General features: G+C 34.5%; 20 protein-coding genes. 8 read left to right on the top strand and 12 right to left on the bottom strand.

Annotated features, from left to right (window positions below; all coding sequences use genetic code 11):
• Positions 1-37 precede the first annotated feature (37 nt).
• Complete coding sequence (locus tag DAY19_RS10935; protein ID WP_115362346.1) at positions 38-8953, top strand: tandem-95 repeat protein; 8916 nt, start codon at positions 38-40, stop codon at positions 8951-8953.
• On the opposite strand, the gene DAY19_RS10930 is transcribed toward DAY19_RS10935, so the two are convergent.
• On the bottom strand, positions 8950-9468 hold the full coding sequence (locus DAY19_RS10930; RefSeq protein ID WP_115362344.1) for a lipocalin family protein: 519 nt from the start codon (positions 9466-9468) through the stop codon (positions 8950-8952). The genes DAY19_RS10935 and DAY19_RS10930 overlap by 4 nt on opposite strands.
• Before the next feature lie 61 nt (positions 9469-9529).
• Positions 9530-9634, bottom strand: coding sequence for a hypothetical protein (locus DAY19_RS15540; RefSeq protein ID WP_371287243.1), 105 nt, complete (start codon positions 9632-9634; stop codon positions 9530-9532).
• Between DAY19_RS15540 and DAY19_RS10925 the strand changes: the two genes are divergently transcribed.
• Positions 9618-9977 carry a hypothetical protein gene (locus DAY19_RS10925; protein WP_115362343.1) on the top strand — a complete coding sequence of 120 codons (360 nt, stop codon included), beginning with the start codon at positions 9618-9620 and terminating at the stop codon, positions 9975-9977. The two genes, DAY19_RS15540 and DAY19_RS10925, sit on opposite strands and share 17 nt — an antisense overlap.
• Before the next feature lie 37 nt (positions 9978-10014).
• Here the strand turns inward: DAY19_RS10925 and DAY19_RS10920 are convergent, their stop codons facing one another.
• On the bottom strand, positions 10015-10809 hold the full coding sequence (locus tag DAY19_RS10920; protein WP_115362341.1) for a hypothetical protein: 795 nt from the start codon (positions 10807-10809) through the stop codon (positions 10015-10017).
• 71 nt (positions 10810-10880) lie between these two features.
• Here DAY19_RS10920 and DAY19_RS10915 point away from each other — a divergent pair, with 71 nt between their 5' ends.
• Complete coding sequence (locus DAY19_RS10915; protein ID WP_133296947.1) at positions 10881-11273, top strand: fibronectin type III domain-containing protein; 393 nt, start codon at positions 10881-10883, stop codon at positions 11271-11273.
• A gap of 2 nt (positions 11274-11275) precedes the next feature.
• On the opposite strand, the gene DAY19_RS10910 is transcribed toward DAY19_RS10915, so the two are convergent.
• Complete coding sequence (locus DAY19_RS10910) at positions 11276-12097, bottom strand: hypothetical protein (protein ID WP_115362337.1); 822 nt, start codon at positions 12095-12097, stop codon at positions 11276-11278.
• 184 nt (positions 12098-12281) lie between these two features.
• Here DAY19_RS10910 and DAY19_RS10905 point away from each other — a divergent pair, with 184 nt between their 5' ends.
• Both DAY19_RS10905 and DAY19_RS10900 read left to right on the top strand, forming a co-directional pair.
• On the top strand, positions 12282-13004 hold the full coding sequence (locus DAY19_RS10905; protein ID WP_115362335.1) for a YebC/PmpR family DNA-binding transcriptional regulator: 723 nt from the start codon (positions 12282-12284) through the stop codon (positions 13002-13004).
• A 60-nt stretch (positions 13005-13064) separates the two neighbouring features.
• Positions 13065-13991: a hypothetical protein gene (locus tag DAY19_RS10900; RefSeq protein ID WP_115362332.1), complete on the top strand. Its 927-nt coding sequence runs from the start codon at positions 13065-13067 to the stop codon at positions 13989-13991.
• Here DAY19_RS10900 and DAY19_RS10895 read toward each other — a convergent pair.
• The 5 genes from DAY19_RS10895 to DAY19_RS10875 form a co-directional block, all read right to left on the bottom strand.
• Positions 13966-15588 (bottom strand): Na/Pi cotransporter family protein, encoded by a 1623-nt coding sequence (locus tag DAY19_RS10895; RefSeq protein WP_199506652.1) that lies wholly within the window; start codon positions 15586-15588, stop codon positions 13966-13968. The genes DAY19_RS10900 and DAY19_RS10895 overlap by 26 nt on opposite strands.
• A gap of 225 nt (positions 15589-15813) precedes the next feature.
• A complete protein-coding gene (locus tag DAY19_RS10890; RefSeq protein ID WP_115362330.1) occupies positions 15814-16638 on the bottom strand; it encodes a hypothetical protein in 825 nt (274 codons plus the stop codon).
• 109 nt (positions 16639-16747) lie between these two features.
• On the bottom strand, positions 16748-17137 hold the full coding sequence (locus DAY19_RS10885; protein WP_115362328.1) for a c-type cytochrome: 390 nt from the start codon (positions 17135-17137) through the stop codon (positions 16748-16750).
• Positions 17137-17586 carry a universal stress protein gene (locus tag DAY19_RS10880; protein ID WP_115362326.1) on the bottom strand — a complete coding sequence of 150 codons (450 nt, stop codon included), beginning with the start codon at positions 17584-17586 and terminating at the stop codon, positions 17137-17139. The genes DAY19_RS10885 and DAY19_RS10880 overlap by 1 nt, the downstream gene beginning before the upstream one ends.
• A 102-nt stretch (positions 17587-17688) precedes the next feature.
• Entirely contained in the window at positions 17689-18519 is an 831-nt protein-coding gene (locus DAY19_RS10875; RefSeq protein ID WP_115362324.1) for a hypothetical protein, read from the bottom strand.
• A gap of 293 nt (positions 18520-18812) precedes the next feature.
• On the opposite strand from DAY19_RS10875, the gene DAY19_RS10870 reads away from it, so the two are divergent.
• The 3 genes from DAY19_RS10870 (at position 18813) to DAY19_RS15160 (ending at position 21501) form a co-directional block, all read left to right on the top strand.
• Complete coding sequence (locus tag DAY19_RS10870) at positions 18813-20534, top strand: transglutaminase-like domain-containing protein (protein WP_115362322.1); 1722 nt, start codon at positions 18813-18815, stop codon at positions 20532-20534.
• Positions 20535-20686: 152 nt separating this feature from the next.
• Positions 20687-21289 (top strand): hypothetical protein, encoded by a 603-nt coding sequence (locus DAY19_RS10865; protein ID WP_115362321.1) that lies wholly within the window; start codon positions 20687-20689, stop codon positions 21287-21289.
• 2 nt (positions 21290-21291) lie between these two features.
• Entirely contained in the window at positions 21292-21501 is a 210-nt protein-coding gene (locus tag DAY19_RS15160) for a hypothetical protein (protein WP_133296946.1), read from the top strand.
• 433 nt (positions 21502-21934) lie between these two features.
• Here DAY19_RS15160 and DAY19_RS10855 read toward each other — a convergent pair whose 3' ends face one another.
• The 3 genes from DAY19_RS10855 to DAY19_RS10845 form a co-directional block, all read right to left on the bottom strand.
• On the bottom strand, positions 21935-22300 hold the full coding sequence (locus DAY19_RS10855) for a hypothetical protein (protein WP_115362317.1): 366 nt from the start codon (positions 22298-22300) through the stop codon (positions 21935-21937).
• Positions 22297-22788 (bottom strand): hypothetical protein, encoded by a 492-nt coding sequence (locus DAY19_RS10850; protein WP_133296945.1) that lies wholly within the window; start codon positions 22786-22788, stop codon positions 22297-22299. Before DAY19_RS10850 ends, DAY19_RS10855 begins: the two co-directional genes overlap by 4 nt.
• A 400-nt stretch (positions 22789-23188) precedes the next feature.
• A complete protein-coding gene (locus tag DAY19_RS10845) occupies positions 23189-23431 on the bottom strand; it encodes a hypothetical protein (protein WP_115362314.1) in 243 nt (80 codons plus the stop codon).
• Positions 23432-23572: the final 141 nt, after the last annotated feature.

The raw sequence follows: 23572 nt of genomic DNA, 5'->3' as shown, positions 1-23572 counted from the left end.
AACAAAGTCGGTACGTTGGCGGATAAAGGAAAGATAATTGAAGAAACTTAGTCTTGGTGTAGGAGTTATCCTCACTATAATATTCACTTTTTCTTATTGGATTTTTTCATCAAATGAAAAAAGCTCAGGGAATTATAGTGACCTCGCAAAGAGGACAGGGCTAAAGTATGAACTCGTTAAGCCTAAAGTAAAAAAGAAACTTTATAATAGTATTGGAAAAAGAGGACCTTCCTCAATACCTTCACTATATTCAAATACAGATGGTGCAAGTACATTAGAAGCCGATCTTGGTAGTAGCAATATTTCAAAGCTTGCCCCTAAAAAGAAAAAGACTAAAATAAAAAAACGTAATCCATCTACATACACTGGATCTTCTTATGCACCACAAGCTGATTACTTTGATCCAAATTATGCGCAAGCAATCAATGAACAAATAAAAGACAAAAAAAGTCCTTCAAAAGACGAAGAAGAAAAAACTTATACTTATGCAAAGTCTGTTCAAAGCACTGAAGAAGAATCATCAACTGAAAGTGAAAATGACGCTTCTCAATCTTCAGGCTCTAATAATAACGTTGTCGTTATTCCAAAGATTCAAGGTGAGATACCTCCCCTAAATGGACTAATCACAAAAACAAACAATGGCCTCTTTAACAGTAACGTCTATGCTGCAGTAACATGTATCGATCCACGTATTGAATTATTCGACTTAGTAACAATGACTCCACTAGAAGATAACCCAATTACTTTCAATGGAGTTGATCAATCAACAGCTTTTACTTTTGATGTTAGAGAACTAGGACTAGAAAGTTCAACACCGGCTAGATACAAGGTAAAAATAACTGGATGTAGTGAAGAATTAGAAAAAGTTGTTACAAGTTATTATCGTCCACAAAATATCACGGCCGTATCAAGTCTATTAGCAAAAATTACTAATACAGATATTACTTATAATCCAACTGAGGAATTTGCTCTTTATCTTGAAGAAGCAGAAGATATTATTACAAATAAAATCGATCAGTCTACTCTAGACTATGCAACTGTTTATTCAGAATTAGAAAATAGTACTGATGTAGCTGCTGTTTTTGCAGAGATTACAGAAGGTGAAAATGTACAAATTCTAAAAGAAGCAGCACCGAAGATCCAATCATTATCAATACCAGAAATTCTTCACGAAGATCTAAACTCAGATTTAGCTAATGATGAAAGGAATGCGGGATTAAATCCAAATACATTTACAACAAGTGCAGTTCACTGGGATACAGATTATACATTGGCCTATCAATGGATTCTTAACGATGGAACAACAACACAAACTGTTTCAAACTCGAATACATGGCTTTATATCCCACCTGCTGATTCTGCTCCAAATGTTACAGTAACACTAAGAATCGGTAGAAAGAATGCTGGTGATGCTAATGTTGATACAACAATACCTCACCATGAATTCAGTTATACTTTAGATGTTGTCTTATATAATGATGCTCCAACACTTGCTGCAAACCAGGCAGTAAATGTTACAGAAGATACAGTCCATAATTTTACACTAACTGAAGGTTATGATGTAGATTCACCTAGCATAAACTATATTCTGACTTCGACACCAACAAATGGATCACTTAGTTGTGTAACGGACACTAATAACTGTACTTACACTCCTAACGCCGATTATATTGGCCCTGACTCATTTACTTACAAAGTTAACGATGGTGAACTAGATTCTACTGAAGCAACGGTTGATCTTACAGTTTTAAATGTAAACGATGCTCCAGTGGTTGCTGCAAACCAGTCATTTACTACACCAGAAGACAATCCAATATCTTTTACTATTAGTCAGGCAAGCGACATTGATAATACTCAAGCTAGCCTCTCTTATAAAATTACAAATTCAACAACAAATGGAACGATAACAAATTGTATTACAACTGGAACATATGGCCAAGATCTAACATGTGACTATACGCCAAATGCTAATTTCAATGGTAGTGACAGCTTCACATATGTGGCAAATGATGGAGCTCTTGATTCTGCTACAAGTGCAACGGTTTCATTCACAATCACTCCAGTTAACGATGCCCCAACACTTGCTACAACTCAGGCCGAATCAACTGATGAAGATACACAACTAAGCTTTAACCTAAATACAGGAAGCGATATTGAAGGAACGACATTAAATTATACGATACTTTCTTCGACTTCTAACGGAGTCCTTAACTGTTCTCAAGGGACATTAAGAGATTGTACATACGATCCAAACACTAACTTCAACGGAACGGATTCTTTTACGTATAAAGTAGATGATGGTGAGCTAGACTCGACAACTGCAACAGTAACAATCACAGTAAACTCAATTAATGATGCACCTGTTATGGCAGCTGATCAGAGTATTACAACAGATGAAGATACGGCCATTAATTTTATTTTAAATGGAGCAACTGATGTTGATGGTGATACATTAACTTATAAGGTTGTAACACCTCCAGCAAATGGAGTACTTTCTAATTGTATTACAACAGGTGGTTACGCAAGTGATATTGATTGTACATACACGCCAAATGCAAACTATAATGGCAGTGATTCATTCACTTACATCGCATTTGATAGCATCACAGATGCAACGACTACTGCAACAATTTCGTTAACAATAAATCCTATTAACGATGCTCCAACATTAGCATTAACACAGACAGTAAGTACAAATGAAGATACACCACTTAACTTCACTTTAAATGCAGGGGCCGATATTGAATCTGATCCACTTGACTACATTATTGTTAGTGGCCCAGCTGATGGAACACTTTCTTGTACTGGTGGGACATCACGTGATTGTACATATACTCCAGACTTGAATTTCAATGGTTCCACTACATTTACTTACAAGGTAAATGATGGAGCACTTGATTCAACAACAGCAACAGTAACAATAAATGTTACATCTGAAAATGATGCTCCTGTAATGGTTGGTGACCAATCAGAAACAATTGCAGAAGATAACGTTCTAACATTAACTCTTAATGGTGCAACAGATGTCGATCTTCCGGCACAAACTCTACAGTATAAGTTAATTACCGCACCAGCTAATGGAACACTTGCAAATTGTATTGCAACTGGCTCATACTCGACTGATGTGACTTGTACTTATACTCCAAATCTAAATTTCAATGGAGTTGATACCTTTACATATCGTGGTAATGACACATTAACAGATTCATCAACAGATTCTACAGTGACAATAAATGTAACACCTGTAAACGATGCTCCAACTCTTGCATCAACTCAATCTGTTACAACGGCCGAAGATACACCACTCAATTTTAACCTGAATACAGGATCAGACATTGAAGGTTCGACACTTTCATATATCATCGTTTCAAATCCTGCTGATGGTACACTTTCTTGTACCGGAGGAAATTCAACGGCCTGTACATATACACCAGATTTAAACTATAACGGCTCGACTACATTTACATATAAAGTAAATGACGGGGCACTAGATTCAAATATTGCAACAGTTACTGTAAATGTAACAGCTGTAAATGATGTCCCAGTAATGGGAGCTAATCAAAGTATTTCAACAAATGAAGATACAGCAGTTAATTTCACTCTAAATAATGCAACCGATGTAGATGGTGATGCATTAACTTATAAATTAGTAACAGCTCCAACAAATGGAAGCCTAACAAATTGTATTACGACAACTTATGGAACTGACTTAACATGTACATATACTCCTAATGCTAACTACAACGGAAGTGATTCGTTTACATATATCGCAACAGACGGTACAGGAACAGCTGTCACAAACGCTACAGTAAACCTAACAATTAATCCAATTAATGATGCTCCAACATTAGTGGCCTCACAATCAGTATCAACGAATGAAGATACTCCTCTGACATTTGATTTAACGGCGGGTGCAGATATTGATGGTGATACTTTAAGTTATATTAAAGTAACTAACCCTGCCTCTGGAACAGTAAGCTGTGCAGGTGGAACATCAAGATCATGTACATATACTCCTGCATTAAATTTTAATGGTACGACTTCATTTACATATAAAGTAAATGATGGTGCTCTTGATTCAACAACGGCAACAGTTAATATTACAATAAACTCAATCAACGATGCTCCTGTAATGGCCGCTGATCAAACGTTTACAACAGATGATAATACTGCTTTATCAATCACTTTAAGTAACGCAAGTGATGTAGATGGAGACCCACTTTCATATAAAATTGTTTCATCACCAAGTAATGGAACTCTGACAAACTGTATTACGACAGGATCATATGGAACTGACCTTACTTGTACTTATACAAGTAATGTGAATTTTAACGGGACAGATACATTTACTTTTATTGCAAATGACGGATCACTTGATGCTGCAACGATGGAAACTGTTACAATCACAGTAAATGACAAAACTCCATCAGCGGCCCCTGCTATTGCTCTAACATCAGCTACATATACAAATTCAACTGCTAATACCATGACAGTAAGTAGCTGTAGTGATATTTCACAAGTTCTAATAAATGAAGGAACGCAACCTGCTGCTGGTGATGCTGGCTGGGTAAGTTGTACAACAACAGCAAGTGCAACTACTTACACTCTTGCCTCTACAACACAAGGTTTACACATCTTAAAAGCATGGTCTAAAGATCCTAATGGTAACGTCTCGACTTCATCAAATGATCTCTATGTTTATTACGATACAATTAATCCAACTTTAGCATTAACAACACCTACTATTCAAAAAGGTGGTAATTCAATAAATTTAACTTGGGATGCGACAGATGCAAGTACATCTTCAAGTCAAAACTTTAGCGTTGATTTTTATAATGGATCTACTTGGTCTAGTCTTGGGACAACTGCCGCTATTAATGGCCCAATATCAAGTCAAACTTTTACAAAGGCATGGACTGTTCCATCAATAAATACAACCACTGCACGCTTTAGAGTAAGCTTTACTGACCTAGCAGGAAATTCATCAACAGTGCAATCGAATGTCTTTACAATTGACTCTATTGCTCCTGCTCTAAGTTATAGCTCACCAGCAAATAACTCTTATCACCTATCAAGTACAACCATCACTGGTAATTGTGAAACTGGTAGAGATATAAATATATCAGGAGATATTCAAGCTAACTTTACAATAGCATGTTCAGCTGGAACGTTTTCACAAACTGTTAACTTCTCTGATGGAGACGGTTCAAAGGTTGTAACGCTAAATCAAGTTGATGCTGCTGGAAATTCAACAACTATTTCACGTACTTTCATTAGAGATGAAGTTGCACCAGTTATGACAAAAACAGCTGGTATATCACCAGACTTCACTAATCAGAACACGCCTAATGCATGGTCTGGTACATGTGAAGGTAATTATACAATCTATGTTACAGGTGATGAAACAACATCATTTAATTGTTCTTCTGGAACTTGGTCATGGACACCATCTCCAAAAACTACAGATGGTACATATGTGTATAACCTAGTTCAAACAGATGCTGCTGGTAACACGTCATCTCCTGCACTCTCTCTAGCATGGGAAAGAGATGCGACTCCACCAGCATTTCAAGCGACTGTACCTTTCGAAATTAATATTGGTCAGAATCCAACTGAAATTAGATATACTGATAGCATTACTGTTTCAGGTTCATGTGAAGGAAATAATACAATTGCAATATCAAATCAAGAAACAGATACGATCAGTTGTTCTGCTGCGAACTGGAGCTGGACTTCTCAAACGTATACGACAGATGCAACAAGAACTTTCACATTTACACAATCTGATTCGGCAGGAAATACATCAACTCTTTCTTATACTTGGACAAGAGACTCTAACTTCCCTGCTCTTGCAATTGATACTGCTACAATCAAAAATAACGGATCAACAGCAACTTTCACTGGTACATGTGAAAATGGCCTAACAATAAATATCTCTGGGGCACAAACGACGACAACGACTTGTTCTTCAGGAGTATGGTCTTGGACGACAGCAACGACAGCTGCTGACTTATCAAATAACTATAACTTTGCACAAACAAACGCATCAAGTAATACGACGAATGTAAGTGGTACTTGGATTAGAGAAACTGGCCTTCCAGTTGTAACATCAATCTCAACGACGGAGCCAGATCCTTCACCAACTAACTTTATTCCTTATACTATTAATGCGAATTCACAGAATTCAAACGTCTACATCACAGAATTATGTCTAAAGACAAATGATACAACTGCACCAGCTGCTGGAGATGAATGTTGGCTAGGACTTAACTCTCCATCAATAGGTATGTCACCTGCTGCAAATGTAACGATCGTAGATTTTTCACATTTACTTGGATGGCAACCAGCAAATTATAATGTCTATGCATGGGTAAAAGATGAAGCAGGAAATATTTCAACAAATACAACAACATTAAATACTGATTATAATGCGATTGGATATACAAAATTTGATCCACCATCAATCTGGGACGTTGCAGCTGCAAATTCAGATACAACATCAATCCCTCCTACTCGTTTAGACTCATCAGTTCCAACAGGTTCTGACGTTTATATTAGATGGAAAGTTGATGATATTCTTGGACTAGATTCAACAGCAATAAACTTATACTATACTCAAGATGAGCAAAGCTTCACAGCTATTGCAGGGGCCCAAGGGATCGCACCACATACAAATCATGGATGCCCAGGAATTACATTAGACACAAATGAAGGTTGTTATAAATGGACAGGTGGTTCACCACTAGCAACGTCTTATAAAATACGTGTAAAAGTAACAAATACTTCAGCAATTAGTACCCAACTAATTTCGACACCTCTTAATGCTGATAAGATCAAAATTATCGCTGGTAACACTGAGGCCGGACTTGGTGGTGATGCTCGTACAGCACTTTTCTTCAATAAAACTGTTGGAGACACAACAGATATACATAGCCTTGCATTTACTGATGATGGAAATATTTATTTTGCTGACTATAAACGAGGTATTATTACAGTAGACCCTGCAGATGGGAAACAGAAATTATTCATCCAAATGACAGGAACATCTACAGGAGATGGTGGGCCAGCTGAAAGTGCTACACTTAGGTATCCTTTAAAGATAACACTTGATTATCAAGGTCGCCTTCTTATTTATGACTATGATCGAATTAGACGAGTCGATCTAAATATGGAAAATCCAACAATTGAAACAATTATAGGTGGTGGTAGCGATAAATCTGATACTGTCGCGAATCCTTTAGATGTTCATTTAACACATTGGGGTACTTGGAATTATAGAACAAGTTCCATGATGTTTACGCCACTACCAAATGGAGACATTCTATTTAACTCTGAACATTCAGAAAGTACTGAAACGACAGACTATCGCTATAGAAGATACAAAGCCTCAACTGGAGAAGTCGTCTCTCATTACCTAACAGGTACTGGGGATGGGTGGCAAGCGTCACAGGACCTTACTAAATGTCGCATTGGTTACATGAGTGTTAAGTTTGATATGAATACGTCAAACCTTGAAGGAATTACAGGTCACTCATACCACCATAAGAACTTTCCAGACTGTGGAATGTACACTTCAACATCTGACTATACTTATGCAAGAGTCTACTTTGACCCATCAACTGGACAAGCAATTACGCCTCTTGATAACTCATACCGTTGGTATCACTACTATCAATTTACAGGTATGGATGGGAATTCTTATGTAACAGTTGCAAGAAGTTATATGAATAGAAATAACTTTGATGGAACTTATACTAGAATTCTTGGTTCTGGTACACGAGGAGAATGTGCTGATGGAACGCCGGCCACTTCTTGTGACATGGATATCTATTCTGTCTTTATAACTAAAACTGGAAAAATATACTTCAACGATCGTGGTAGAATTAGAACACTTGATGGTGACGGAAATGTTGTCACAATCTTTGGTCAAGGTTATGGATACGGAGATGGAGTCAATGCCGTTAACGCACGATTTGCAGACATATCAAGAGTCGTAAGACTTAATACTGGTGATATTGTCGTTAACGATACAAGATCTTATTATATTAAACAATTCACACCAGATGGAAATATCAATATTGTTGCTGGTAACGGTACAATTGCTTCACAAGATACGACGACTCAAGCCGATGTTCAGCCAGTTAGAAACGCATACTGGATGATGGTTGATCGTGCTACTGGAAATATCTATTCAGATAGAGATACTCACTATGGACGTATGGCCATGCTTAATCGAAGCACTGGCTTATGGGAAGACATCTTAAATAATACTAGCGGAACTCCTTATTACGATCCAACAGCTGATGGTATGATTGGGGCAAATATTGATACTGGTGGTAGTAACAACCGCGGTCTTCCACTCGGTTTTGCTAATGGACAACTCTTTATGAACCGTATGAGTTACAACCCGACAACACAACGCTATGAAGACTTCATGCTTAAGAAATATGACTCAACAGACAGCTACCGCCAGTCTCATATCATGGGTAAAATTGGATATGAGAATTCAGGTGAAAGTTGTTCGGCATTACAATCAGGGCCAGTAGATGGATCAACATGTTTCTATGAATACTGGGATGACTTTAGAAATATTTTCTACGATAGCAATGCCAACCGCTATATCATGGCAAAAATGTATCGTGGTGCCCAACGTCGTGTTATTGCACTTAACAGTAATGGAACAGTTGAGCAGATTGCCTACACACCTAGAAATATCGATGATGGATTCACATACGCAAGAAGATCAGGTGTAGACTATATGTACTACTGCTATGGCTCACGTCTATATGCTCACAACCTAACGACAAATACAGACCTCGGAGCGCTACCTTGGACAATGACAGGGTTTAATTGTCGTGGTGTTCAGTTTGACTATAACCCAGTGAATGATTCAGTCATCTTCCCATTTGAACAGAATGGATTATATGGAGTTGCTGAATACTTCCTAGACTAGTCCCACTTATGATTTACATCAACTAAGTCTTTAACTGAGTAACCTAGCTCACTTACCTTTCTCGTGACTTTCTTGATAATAGGTTCAGGATTACGCCAATCTCTGGCCATTATCCAAAGATACTTCTCATCAGGTACACCAATAGCAACCCACTGATAATCAGGATCCATTGCAATCACAAGATAATCAAAATAAAGTGGCCAAAATGGAGAGACTTCCCAATGAGCATTCGTTTCCTTATTAATAATCCAAGCTTTTTGAGGAATCTCTTTTAACTCACCTTCAAATGAATCTTCATTAAATGAGAAATCGATATCAATACGTTGCTTCTCTTTATTCCATGTATAAATCTCAAGAGAGTTATGGGCCCCTTCTTCAAGAAATGTGGCACGGGCACTTAGAACATACCATTTTCCCATAAAACGATTAATATCCACGTAATCAACAGTCTTGTTATATGTTGTTGAACTACATGAGACTAAAAAAAGAAAAGAGATGAGAGTAAATAATTTCATAACTTATTCTATCCATTGATTACAGCAATTATCAACTTAATATTATCAATGAGTTATACAGTTATTTTATCAGGTATTTACACCTGTTTGACATATCAAACAAACTAGAATATTTGAGTCTAATTAAATTAAAAACAACGAGGTAATATATGAAAAACTTAGTTATGGCATTAGTTTGCGCATTCTCACTAAACGCAAATGCAGGAATTAGTATTGGCTTCCCTGGAGATATTAGTTTCCCTGATATGAGAGATATTGAAGAGTCACAAAGAATATTTCAAGAAGCAGTTGAAACACTTATTGAAAGCAAAGAAGTCGCTTCTGTAGTTTCTGAAGTAGAACAAGGACATCGTTCAACTTGTGTTGCATTAGAAGATAAGGCTTCAAGAGGACTTATTTGGTTTAAACTAAGGTATCGCTGTGAAGGTGAAAGAGATTTTACTCTAACTGTAAAATCACGCCTTAAAAAAGATAGCATTATTGTAAAAGAATACAAGATTAAACTATAGACAAAGAAGCGCACTAGTAGCTAGTGCGCTTTTATTATTATTTTAAAGAAACACTTTTAACTTTTTTTGGATTGAAAATCCCGAGAAACTTATTAAGAACCTCACCTGCAAACGACTCAATATTGTCCACAAATGTGGCCTTTTTAACCTTATCGTAACAAACAGTATTATCAACAGAAGCTGAATCATAAATAGATTCGGCCTTATCCGTATCCTTTTTCTTAATTGGGAAAGGAACTCTCTCATCCTTTAATTCGATAGAAAAGTCCTTTGCTACTTGGGCCATTTTAGCAATAGCAGTATCAAATTCTGAATTATTCAAACTATCATTAATATCCACTCGGTTATGAATATCATCCATTACATCTGCAATGACTTTATCACTATCCTTACAATGTGAAAGACCTAGTTTTATTTGAGAGTGAAATTGACTAACGTAAGAGTCAACCTTATCAAGGCCAAGCTGAACATCGTACTTATAAAAAGTTTTTGCTCTTCTTGATAAACTCTGACATTCCTGATTACTTCTTTGACCTGGTCCACATTTTTCAGCAAAGTGCTTTCTTGTATCCTTTAAAAATACAATATAATTACTCACTCCACTAGAAAGCTGCTTCTTATCATGATCAGTCATCATAGAAAAGGCAGTGGCCATAACCTCGTTCTTTTCCTTTTTTGATAGTGAGCTATAATTACAAACTTTTTTGTAACTATTAAGTTTTGAGAAGGCCGCTTTATAAGAATCAAAGTTTGATGCATAGGAACTACTTCCAACAAATAAAGCTGCGGTTAATAAGAAATGTCTCGTGTATTTTATTGTTTTTCTTTCCATAGTTAACGTATCGTTAAATTTTATTAATAACTTTAATAAAGTTTATTGTAATATCAGCCGAATAGTTCATTATGAAAAACTTCAAGATTTTAATGAATATGACATTTTTAGTACTACTATCAACTATGATTGCCTCATGTAATGGAGGTGGTGGTAGCGGCAGTGAGCAGGAAAATACTGGCACAAAGCGGATATCACTAAAGTTGAATTGGACTCCTCCATCAGAGCGAGCCGATGGTTCACGTCTTTATCCATATGAAATTGGTGGATATGAGATTCTTTATCGCAAGAATAGTAATCCTGATTGGAACTCAATTGTTATCTACGACGACCAAAGTTGGGTTTTAGACAAATACGAAATAAAAGATCTTTCAACTGGAACATATGAAATAAAAATGGCCACCTTTGATATTGATGGCCGATTTAGTACCTACTCAGACCCAGTCAAAGTAGATAAGTATTAATATTATTTTAGATAATCTGTGTTAATACCATAAGCATTGATAATATGCTCATCAGGAGTGTCGCGATAAAGTTTTAATTTATTCTTTTCAACATGCTCCTGCACATAATCCTCATAACAATCACTTACTTTTAGTACTTCATTCGTAAAAATACCTTGCTCATCAAAAGCATATCGTTCAGCACGATATATATGCTGATTACTATTCTTTTCTTTGATTTCATATATCTCATACATCTTTTGAGTCTCATATTCACTTAACTCTTTCATTGGCTCTACATCTAATCCAAATAGTTTTTGAAAGTCCTTAAAAGCGTTATAATAAATCATATCCACTTCGTATTCTTGTGGAATTAATTTATCAAGAGCATGAGTTGCTTCATGTACGAAGAAATGGGCCACTAGGCCAAGTTCATCTTCAAATCCGATATAGATTGTAGGTACTGTTGTTGTGAAATCAAAAAGTGCAGATGTTCTAGAACCTAATCCCCTTCTTTGTCTTTCAAAACTTGTAAGATTTGAAATTTTTAATTTACCTTGATCTAACAAAGGCATTAATTGATCAATAACACTCTTACCTTTTTGAGTTGTTGCAACGAGTGCAAAAAGCTCATCTAAAGAATAATTTCTCTTATTTAAATGAAAAACTTGGGCATTGCGTTTTATCTCACACTTGGCCACATCAACCTTATTATCCTGTGGACGATGGCGATATCGTGGATCATGGTCCAAATCTGGTCCACCGAAACCTCCAAGGCCACCAAAATTACCAAAACTAGCAAATGTTGAAAGATTTAACGCCATTAATAATAGATATTTATTCATTGATTCCCCCTATATATGTTCCAAATTACCAGTACTTATCAAATATTTCAGTGAGTTTGAAAGATCTACTTGGCCTGCATAGAGAATCGACAATCTTATTTGGTGGAGGCCAAAAACTAGACGAATCGTGGCCTTTTGACTAAAACTATAGGGTAATAAAAATTAACTACTTAAGAAGGATTTTATGGGAAGAAAATCAGCAAAAATCGCGGCAAAAAAAGGTGCAGCAGACAAGGCCCGTGGCCAAGTCTTCACTAGAGCTCTAAAAGACGTATTCTTAGCTTCAAAAAGTGGAAGTGGTGACCCTGACACAAACTTTTTACTAAAAGTAGCTATTGACCGTTGTAAGAAGTTTAACGTACCAAAAGATAATATCGACCGAGCCATCAAAAAAGGCCAAGGTGGAGATGGTGTTGGCTACACAGATATAAATTATGAAGGATATGGCCCAGGCGGAGTTGCCGTATTCGTTGAAGCTTCAACAGATAATAATACGAGAACAGTTGCAAATGTACGTAGCTATTTCAATAAAGTTCAAGGATCTCTGGGACAAACTGGCTCATTAGAATTCGTTTTCAAAAGAGAAGCAAACTTTCTAGTAAATGAAGAAAATGTAAGTGATCAAGATGAATTCGAATTAGAAGTTATTGATGCTGGTGCAGAGGATATAACTTTAGAAGATGGAGTTTATGAAATTATCGCTCCTGTTGAATCATTTGGTGATATTCAAAAAAAATTACAAGAAATTAATATCACTCCAGAAGAAGCAAGACTTGAGAGAGTTCCTCTTAACCATAAAGCTATTGATGACGAAGATACATTAAAGCAATTTGAAAGACTTATTGATTTATTAGAAGAAGACGATGATGTCGTCACTGTTTATCATAATCTTGAAGAAGAAGAGTAAGATATAAAGGGATCATTTTGATCCCTTTTTTTATATAGAATTTATCCATATAATGTATTTATGGATATAAAATTAATTACACAGCTAGTGCCCCTCTTCTTTTTAGGTGCAATGACATTTTTTGGAATCACATTTTTCTATTTCATAAATTCAATTAATGCCTATTACAAAAAACACGCTAAATTAATCAAAGGTAAAATTATAGCTTTCAAAGAAGAGTCTAAAACTTATCGAAGCAATAGAAGAACAACAAGAACCACTACAATTTGTCCTGTTATTGAATATTATCAAGATGGACAAAGAAAGCTCTTCTTAGGAACAAATCAAAGCTTTTTAAAGAATCGAATTGGAAAAAGTGTTGATGTATACATCATTGACGGCAAAGATGATTACGTTCTTCAAAAAGAGAATGTGTACAAAATATTCTCGCTAGCTTCATTGGCCTTCATTCTAGCTCCAATTCTAATCATCTCTACTATGGATGTCGATTTGATCTATAAAGTGGTTATTCCATTCTTTGGTATTCTACTTCTTTTACCTCCAGCAATAGGCATTAGAAAAAAAATGATTAAAAACTTAAAAGAAAGTGGAGATAACAGAAGCCTAATACAAGTAATACAAGAAAGCTTTTTAAAAAATAAGTCAATTATTGACATCAAAGATTTTGAAACTAGTGACGAGTATATTAAATCAGCAGCAAAATTTAATAAAAAGGTTTCTAATACTCATTTCTATGGAATTGTTCTCACTACGATATTCGGTTGTGGCCTGTACTACTTAATTAAACACGTTTATCACACTAAACTTCATAGTCGAGATAAAGTCTTATTTACCAACTTCCTAAATGACTTTAATAATTATCATCCAATTATAGACGAGCTTGGAAAAAATGATAATGTGACAGTCTTTTGTATACTAATCGCATTTTCAATTATCATCACTTATGGATTTATCATAAATCTTAGTGGGTGGATAAAGAGTCGTTAATATCAGAGCTTGATACCGCATGATCACTAATAAGATTATGATAATGGACTAGTTTATCCTTTAAACGCTGACTATAAGTTATCATATGCATAATAACACTAGCATCACGTCGATCAGGTGCGGCCATAAGTTTTAGAATCCTCTTATTATATTCAATGATATTAAATTGAAATTCATTTACTTCTTTTTTTAGCTCTCGCTTTTGTTCTTCATCCAAATGGGGATTAGACATTGTTTCAAAAAAACTTAAAGTTCGAGTTGCCAGTGAGCGAATGATAATAATGAGATCACTTTTTAATTCAATATAATTCTTATCCATAGAGTCTTTTAAGTCTGATAAGTCTTTTACGGAGTCATGAATTTGAAAGATATATTCATAAATCGACATTATACGAACAATAGAATTAATCTCTTCTTCACTAGTACAAGTAGCAATATAATTTGAGAAGAAGGAGACTAACTCATCTTCTACATAATCGACATAATCCATTCTTCTCTTGGCCGCATTGAAAACACCTTTATAATTTGTTTCAATACTCAAGGTAATAAGATTGTAATTTTCTTGGACAAAATCATATGTTTTGGGAACGTTTAAATAGAGATTTCTTTCAATTTCACTAAAGTCATTATCAGGAGAGAACATACTCAGATCAAAACGTTCAAAATCCATCTTACCCTCACCTAGGACCTTATCAACAAAACGGATAAAAGGATCAATAGCAATAATGAAAATGATGGTTGTTGTTACATTAAAGATGAGATGGAAGTTTGCTAAGGCTATGGCCGGATCATCAGCTAATAATTTAAACTTATCCCCCCAGATAAAAACGATGGGCAAGAAAAGGACAACACCACCAAAATTGAATAAGAAGTGAGATAAAGCAGTTTTCTTTGCAGCGATATCCATATTCACAATCGAGATAAGGGCCGTTACAGTTGTTCCGATATTGGCCCCCATTAGAATTGGGACCGCATTACCTACTGATAGGATTCCCTGCTGAGTTAGAATGATGGCCAAACCAGTCGTAACAGATGAAGATTGAACGACTGCTGTTATAATCATACCAACCAGAACTCCTAAGAATGGATTATGAGGTTTTGATAAAAATGAGATGAGTCTTTCATCACTTTGTAGAGGTACAAGAGTTGAAGATATAAGATGTAGGGCAAAGAAAACAAAACCAAAATAAAATAATGATTTAGCAAATACAGAGTACTTCGTCTTTATTAATGATAAAAAGAAACTCAATATAATAAAAACAGGACCAAAAGCTGTTAATTTAAAAGCAACCAATTGTGCTGTAATAGTCGTACCAACATTTGAACCAAAGATAATACCCACAGAGTTTTTAAAAGACAGAACACCAGCATTAACTAAACTGATAGCTATGACAGATGTTGCTGAACTTGATTGAACAACTGCTGTAACAAATGCACCAATGAGAACACCAATACTTGTATAATTCGTTACCTTTCCGATAAATTTTCTGAACTGGTCTCCAGTAACTTTTTGAACCTCTTTTGAAAAATTTTCTAGTCCAAAAATAAATAAGATAACACTGGAAGTTGCAGCAATGAATATATTGAAATCACCCATATTTTCGTACCGTGTTTAGAAAATTATTAAGATAAATAATAAGTAATTATAGTACAAAAACAACTAAAGAACATACAATATTGTCAGTAAAATCAGATAGAAATAAAACTAGTTAATCAGCTAAAATAGTTCTCTCGATTATCGAGTATATGGCCAAAAACCCTTCAACAATGGCGATAGGAAGGCCTCTTTTTTGAAGAGGTCTTTTTTATTATTGGTAAAATTTTAGTTAAAGAAGTCCATATATCTTTTAAACCATTTTGTATCTCCAAAACGATCGACAACAGCTTCAAAGAATATTTCAACAGAGGACTCTTGAAGTCCCATTTGATCGTAGGACAACTCCTCATATAAATTCATAATAAGGCTTGGGGAGAATTCATTCATAAGGCGATCTAAGTAATCACGGCCCTGCATTGGATTTCTAGCGATAAGATAATCGAAAATAGATAGACGTTTTATATCACTTGCCTCAGGGGATCTCTTTTGAATACTTAAGCCATTATCAAAATGATGCCACTGTGGTGACTTATCATTAACAGTTCTAATACAAAGAGTGACTGTAGGGTTATGTTCATGGAGGACACGATGTGAAAACTCAAGTCCCCTCTTAATTTCTCTAATATCATTTGTAACAAGCGTCTCATCTACAATACACTCTAAATTAGATAAGAAAATATCATCAAAGAACTCTTCATCTTTAGTTACTTTAAAAACTTCATGTCTTGACTCTCCATATAGGACTTGAAAAGCGCCACTAAAAGAATGTGAATGAATCGAAGTATCTAATGTTTGCCAAAAATAGAGATCAACAACAAAGTGCCCGTTATTAAACAAAGTAATTGGAGGCTGGCCAAAACCATTATAAACATTTACCTGTTCTGGAAGAACTTTTGTTTCAAGACTCCATTTTGCAATAAAATCCTCTAATTCATGGATATCCACTTTAATTGACTTATTTTTAAGATATTCATAACAAGCATGAGAAAAATTCTCATTATTAAGCTTTAAGTCTTCAATCTCTTTACCTATATTTAAAATCTCATTCATTTTGGCCCGCTTTAAAATAAAAAAGCCGGTCATAGACCGGCCATTAGAGTATATATTAAATCATATATCTTACTCATCACAAGCTTTTTAATATTTTATATAATTCATTTTATAATGAATAAAGATAGCTCTCTAAATCCTTAATATCTTGTTTTGACAGAGGACTTTTCCATCCTGGCATTGATTCCTTAGAACGCGAAACAAGAAGATAGAAATTAAAATTAGGTACTTCTTTTGAGAGATTAGATAAGTCAACATTATCAATCATATTTCCATCTTGGCCATGACAACTCATACAATTCTTTGAATAAATCTTTTTACCGCGTACTACAGAATTTGCATCAAGCACTCTTTTAATATTCTCGAAAGATCGACTCGTATCTTTTGGAATGATACCATGTCTCATCTTTTGTCCATGATAGTACTCACGTGAGTCAGTGTTTATACTAGAACATGAACTTACAAATACAAGTAACAAACAAATATAGATATACTTCATTAGTCATTTTCTCTAAGTATCATTAATCGACATGGAGCATGCCCAACCATATATTCAGCAAATGAGCTTGAAAATAATCCGCTAAAACCGTGCTTACCTCGAGTCTCAATTATCATTTCATCAATTGAATTCTCTTGTGCATATTCTTTTAGTGCAATTTTAGAAGAGTTTGCAAAAAGGCATTTACCAATAACTTTCCCCTTATAATCAGAAGGTATAAGCTCTTTAGATAGGCCCTGAAGTAAAGTAGCAACAGACTTTTCAATATCATCCATTTGGCTTTCTAAAGGATATGAAGCAAAGTAGAAAGTATCAGCATAGACCTGTGTCTCAAACCCATGAACGAAGTGAACTTCATCCCAACGACTCCAGTCATAATTTTTTAATTGTCCTTTAAAAGAATTAATTGATTCATTAGTGACATCGACACAAATCATTAATTTACTCATAGCTATCCCCTTGTGGATCTTTACTTCACTATAGAGTATCTGTTTATTTATGTGAGTTAAATATGACTTATATCAGGTAAAACAAAATTTAAGCAATAAAGATTAAAATCTTATACCTGCACCAATATAGAAGTTCATACCACTTTGATCAATTTGTTGATTAAATCCACTTTCATGCTCCATTGGGGCCAAAACATAGTTACGCTGTTCTGCTCCAACCGAAACAAAGAAGCGATCCCAAAAGATTGCCTTGGCCTCAAGAGAGACACCATAAGAATAACCACCAATATCATCATAGTGATTATCCTCATATTTTTGACCATTATAATATGTATTAGTATCTGATTTAACATGGACAAGCCCAGCACTTACGCCAGGACTTAAATCTAACTTAAGTTCAGGTGTATTAACTAGACGGATTGCATATTTCATTCCAAGTTGAATATCATTTAAAACGGTTATATTATCGGCCTCGTATACATCATAGCGATCGTCATTAAAAAGATCTCCTTGTGTATACCCAACATGACGGCCATTCATTTGATACTTTCTATATGTATCTGCTAATTCGATACTAAAATTATCTGTGACAAGATACTCAATCGAAATTTTGTGTCCTTCTTTAAATTCAATATTTTCATCAAACATCTTATTAAAGTCTTCACCACCAAAGTTATAAATATCATCTTCATCGTGTCCAACATTATAAGAAGAGTCCACAGCTGAATAATTTATCTGGGAATAAGTGATGACAAAGCGTTTGCGAATCCCATCAAGAATATCTTCTTCATCGACCTTACCTTCCTCAACTTCAACTGGCTCAAAAATAGCATCATTATTTCTCACTAATTCGTTAAGATGCGAATGCTCAATATTATAGTCATTAGCTAAAACCTGAGCTCCTAACAGCAGAGCGAAAGTTGTTTTCTTCATAATTATCCTTATTTTTATTAAAGTTCTAACTTAAATAAAAAGTATCATAATATTGAATACGAAAAGGCCTATACAAGAGAATTCATGTACTATTTGCATGTTAAAGTTTTATACAAAGCTTAATATTCAAAATATCAATTTGAACCTTTAAGTCTGACTAAAGATTGGACATTTCCTAAAATCCTAAACAACAAAAATACTTTCAAGATTATAAGAGCTTAATATTTCTAAATTAGAATTGGCATCTGATGTGCATTTAATCACGAAACGTTAGAATTATTTTGGAGCTTATCTTGAAGATAAAATCATTTATTGTAAGTACAATGCTATTAACGACGTCTGCTGTCTCTGGGAGAATAGCAATAAATGTAGAAGGCGCTTATCTTAATCAAGATCTAAACCAATACAACACAAGTGACTTAATTAAAACAGACGAATTTGCGTCAAACTCATACTGGCGAGACACTGTTAAAAGAGAAGCAGTCATTAAATCTATTGTTAAATGTTTGGATAATAAATGCGCTCGATTTGGCTCTATGGATATTCAAGATATCTATAGTGAGTCTGTTAAGAAGTTCGGTAAAAAAGACGGTGATATTTATTTTGCTAACGTTGTAGCAGGTCTCATGATTGGCTCACCTGAGATTAAAAGAAATGAAATTCTATCTGCTTCAAAGCTTATGATGAGTTTTGAACAAAAGATCTATCTTGCCCACATCATGGGCCATATAATGAATAACCACTACGACTTCACTCGTGCCACAAGTGGTGAATCTGGAATAGTTACAGAACAAGATATTTTTAATGCCATAAAAAGTAATTCCAGAGCTGGAATCTGTCGTGACATTGCGGTTGTTCAAGCAAATATCTTAAAACGTCTTGATGTAGAAGATGTTTATGTAGTTGCCTATAACTCAAGACGCGTTGGCCATGCCACAGTAATTGCACAAGACCCTGAAAATCCAGATCGTATTGTAAACTTTAATTACGGTGAAACTAGAATTAATAATAGAACAGGAGCAGCAGGCCTTTCTCAAGATAATTATATTCCGGAATTTGGTATCAATTACCGTATTTTCGATAGTGAAGGAAATCCTGTTGATCGAGTCCCTAGTGAAATGGGCTATATTCTAAATCAGGCGGCAGGCCTTGATATCGAAGTTTCATCAAACGGTGTTCAATACGATGGCATCAATATGATCAATCTCGACTATAAAACCGGAAATATTTCCACAAGAGCATTTTACGCAACAAGTGACAGCGGCATCGAAGCAATGGGTGGCGTATTTAAATATGAAAATTACTCAAAGCATATCGACACTGTATTAGGTGTTGGAATGCAGACTTCAAGAAAGGAAATTCAAGAAAGAGAATTCCACAAAGAATCCACAAGCGCTTTTATGGGAATGGACGTAAAGCTTAAAACTGGAAAGGTCGATATTGGCCCTGTAAGAAACCTCTACGCAGACATTCAAGGAAATATAAGCATAGATGTTGGTCACGGAAGTGCCACATTAAAAGATTATCAAACTGAAGATATGTATAGCGACAACTTAAATTCAATTAAGTCATCTCTATACGCTGATACAAGTTTTTTAGGAGCTAATTGGAAAAGTATCGTATCAGTTCATGCCTCGATTATGAAAGCCGACGTAAGAGATGAAGGAAAGTACACTGTCGCCATCCTAGGCGGTAAGATTGAAAACGTTATCAAGAAACAAGTATTTGAACAATATGGTGTAGGTATTCACAATATTGTCTATATCAAGCAAAACGGCGCAACAACAGATCTTAAAGTCTCTGTTTATTCTCAAGATGGCAAGTATGCCTTTGAAGTTGGAATCAAAAAGCCTATCGCTGGAAAAGTTGGTTTTTGGGTAAAAGGAAGCGAGCCTTCGGCCTATGCCACAGCAAAGACTAAGATCTTAGATGAGAATTTTGAACTGAGTGTTCAATACATTAAAAAGAAGAATACAGAGAGCACGTATAACTTTAAAGGCGAATACAAATTTTAAGATAAATACTACTTAATACACAATGAAACTCAAGGGAGTTCTAGTTTAAGACGATTTTATTACCAATTTTAATTCTAGCTTCAAATTACTGTTTCGCGACACAAATAGAAGACATAAGTAAGGCCATTGAACTAACGAAAGAATTAGAAAACGTGTCTAAAGCACAATACAATATTTCAGCACGAATTGAATACAATGAAAAAGCTCTACAACATGTAGTTAACAGACAAGTAATCAATCAAATGAATGCACTTAGACTATACAGAGAATTTATCGAAAGTGGTATTAAAGATAAAGAACAAGAAAGGTATCTCAAGATACTAAACGCAGTTTCATTTGATCTTGTATCACTGAAGAATTCACCTACAAATTCTTACGAACTTGATTACCATAAGCTACCAGAAATCTTAGATTTAAAAGATGAGAGTACATTAGATCAAATCTACATCCTTTTAAAATATCATATTGACTCACTTTATAGAGTTTTGAATGAGTATAGGGAAATTGATAAGACACCGTATGTTGAACCAACAGACTTTAAAGAATTAATGGAGTTGAGAAATATCGCTAAAGATGAGAACTTAATGGAACATGAAAGAATTGAAAAAATAGCGGAAGGCTACAATGAGATTCTAAAAGGTAAAAATCACTATGCTTACTCTTCAAGTTCATATCAATATTTCGAAGAGTATAAGAGTGACGCTGAAGCAGCTGCAACAGGAGAAGCTTTGGATCACCTTTTAAAGCTAAAATAAAAATGAAAAATCAATTAGTGAATTCTAAAACAGCAGAAATAAGTGGAAGCAATACAAACCAAAACCAGCTCCAGTTGTTTAACTCTTTATATATTGATTTTACTGAAACAAAGAAGATACTGGCCTCTATAAGAGAAAAAATAATAAAAACAGACTTAATAATATTTAGACTACCTGTAGCCTCTATTGGACCATTAAAGAGAAATATATAAAGAAGTAATGTAGCTAATAGAGGTAAGCTAAAATAAGAGAAAGATAAGATTAGTACAGGTCTTATGTCTTTAGACGTAATATTAGAAACCCCAGACCATTGTAAGCACTTCTTAGTCCACCAAGTAACTAAAAACCAAAAAATAAAATAAGTAAAAAGGCCCCATATCGAAATATAAATTAAAAAGCTCTGCCAAGTAGGGTCTATATAATAGTTATATAAAGCACTATCCTTTGCTAAGCCAAATGGTATTTCTAACTCGCGTAAATTATGAATATGATTATAGAAAACAAGTGAAACACAAATCAAATAATTTAAAATATACTGAGAATATTTATAATTGTTTTTAGAGTACTTTTTTATAAACTCAACAGGTTTGAGAAAGTATATTAAATAAGATGAATATTTCGAAGCCATATTTCAATAATCCTATGTTATTTAATTTTTAAAGTATCATCCGCACTGCCAGTTCTAGCAAAGCGCGCCTTCTCACCTTCTTTAGAGAATATTGCCTTATAACCGACATATCTCTCAACAAAGTCCTCATCAGACTTATCTCTAAGCCGATACCCTGCTGTAAGTAACTTTCTAATTCTTATATTATTTCCATTCTTAGCTAAGTAATACGTATAAACACCAAGCGTTCCTATCGTTAAGAGAAGAAATAATGTTATTTCTATTCTATTATTGAAATAAGAAGAAAATGGCCCTTTAAAGAAAAGTTCACTATTAAAACCAACAGGACAATGAACTTCTTTATCAAATCGTGGAGATAGAAGTACTATAAATCTCTTTTTCACAATGACTCCGAACATCGATATGCAAAGCTTTGATATGTTGAAATATCACATTTGTCTGAAAACATATTGATAAAAAGAACATTGCCTCCGGCGAATAAAACCTCATCTGTAAGTACTTTATAATCAATATCACAATAAACAGAATTACTAACTAACGGCTTATTTGAATAAGAAGACTTAATTCTTATCATCTTCAATCTTTTACAATTCTTTATAGTTTCAGAATTAAATGTAATATCAACATCCCCTCTTAGCTTCTTTCTTCTATTGTTTAACTGTTCCACATAATTTGTATCTGGACCTACGCTAGGAGTTGTTAACAACTTCAATCCAAAATCTAAAACATTGAAAGCTTCATTAACACCAGCATAACCTGGTAAAGATAGGCGTAAAAGAATAAGCGTCAAAATCTTATATCTGAATATAGATTTTTTAAAAATTGAAGAAGTAAATGACATCAATGAATTATAACTCATATCTGAAATCATTCACTAGATTTTATTTTATGTATCTAAAGTACGCGGCACCTTTATACAATTCTCACAAGTTACACTAATTACTTAAAACCAATACCGTTAATATTTGAAAGAAAGCTCGAAGAATCTTGCTTGAAGATAAAAAAAATAGCAAAAAGGAATGAAGTGACGTAGCTTTATGCGCATACGGCCTTTTTTAAACTACTAAGTTACTTATTTTGCATAAAGGTGTCGCGTACTCGCAAAAAGAGAAAATAAAAAAGCCAGCTATCAAGCTGGCTTTTTTATGGAGGATTCGATAGATTCTCCAATATTTCAACAAGTTAAGTATTCAATTAAGCACATGTAAGCACATGTAAGCACATGTAAGCACAGCCTAATTAAATTTACATTTCGATGTAAAATTAGCGTGTTAATCATTACTTATTTTTGATAGAATTTTACTTCTAGCTCTTTTTAAAATCATATTGTAATCACTTTTGAATGGTTCAACTAATTTTTCTTCAAAACTAGCTTCTAAATTCCAAATCACTCTTTTTTCAGATTCATCTAAAAATGTGTTTTCAAGTGCATCATCATTATTCACCCGTGCTAAGTACTCAAATAAAACCAATGCTTCTTCTTTACTAAATTCAATTATTACTTTGTCTTTCATTGTATATTTCCTCGTTCTAGTAAATTCTTTAATTGTGCCTTACTTAGTTTCCATCCACTTATAAACTTTCCATTACTATCTTTCATTACATTTAAGCCTGTTTGAAAATCTGTTCCAGGTGCCTTTTCATTGACCACGCGA

This window comes from Halobacteriovorax vibrionivorans, assembly GCF_003346865.1.
Taxonomy (GTDB): domain Bacteria; phylum Bdellovibrionota; class Bacteriovoracia; order Bacteriovoracales; family Bacteriovoracaceae; genus Halobacteriovorax_A; species Halobacteriovorax_A vibrionivorans.
The sequence above is the reverse complement of the archived record's forward strand: the minus strand, read 5'-3'. Positions and strand labels throughout refer to the sequence as shown.

Bases quoted from the DNA above. Each gene is read 5' to 3' on its own strand.
- DAY19_RS10885 (WP_115362328.1), bottom strand. From the start codon at position 17,137: ATGAAGTATATCTATATTTGTTTGTTACTTGTATTTGTAAGTTCATGT.
- DAY19_RS10925 (WP_115362343.1), top strand. From the start codon at position 9,618: ATGAAAAACTTAGTTATGGCATTAGTTTGCGCATTCTCACTAAACGCA.
- DAY19_RS10895 (WP_199506652.1), bottom strand. From the start codon at position 15,588: ATGGGTGATTTCAATATATTCATTGCTGCAACTTCCAGTGTTATCTTA.
- DAY19_RS10930 (WP_115362344.1), bottom strand. From the start codon at position 9,468: ATGAAATTATTTACTCTCATCTCTTTTCTTTTTTTAGTCTCATGTAGT.
- DAY19_RS10900 (WP_115362332.1), top strand. From the start codon at position 13,065: ATGGATATAAAATTAATTACACAGCTAGTGCCCCTCTTCTTTTTAGGT.
- DAY19_RS10875 (WP_115362324.1), bottom strand. From the start codon at position 18,519: ATGAAGAAAACAACTTTCGCTCTGCTGTTAGGAGCTCAGGTTTTAGCT.
- DAY19_RS10910 (WP_115362337.1), bottom strand. From the start codon at position 12,097: ATGAATAAATATCTATTATTAATGGCGTTAAATCTTTCAACATTTGCT.
- DAY19_RS10915 (WP_133296947.1), top strand. From the start codon at position 10,881: ATGAAAAACTTCAAGATTTTAATGAATATGACATTTTTAGTACTACTA.
- DAY19_RS10920 (WP_115362341.1), bottom strand. From the start codon at position 10,809: ATGGAAAGAAAAACAATAAAATACACGAGACATTTCTTATTAACCGCA.
- DAY19_RS10845 (WP_115362314.1), bottom strand. From the start codon at position 23,431: ATGAAAGACAAAGTAATAATTGAATTTAGTAAAGAAGAAGCATTGGTT.
- DAY19_RS10880 (WP_115362326.1), bottom strand. From the start codon at position 17,586: ATGAGTAAATTAATGATTTGTGTCGATGTCACTAATGAATCAATTAAT.
- DAY19_RS15160 (WP_133296946.1), top strand. From the start codon at position 21,292: ATGAAAAATCAATTAGTGAATTCTAAAACAGCAGAAATAAGTGGAAGC.
- DAY19_RS10850 (WP_133296945.1), bottom strand. From the start codon at position 22,788: ATGATTTCAGATATGAGTTATAATTCATTGATGTCATTTACTTCTTCA.
- DAY19_RS10890 (WP_115362330.1), bottom strand. From the start codon at position 16,638: ATGAATGAGATTTTAAATATAGGTAAAGAGATTGAAGACTTAAAGCTT.
- DAY19_RS10905 (WP_115362335.1), top strand. From the start codon at position 12,282: ATGGGAAGAAAATCAGCAAAAATCGCGGCAAAAAAAGGTGCAGCAGAC.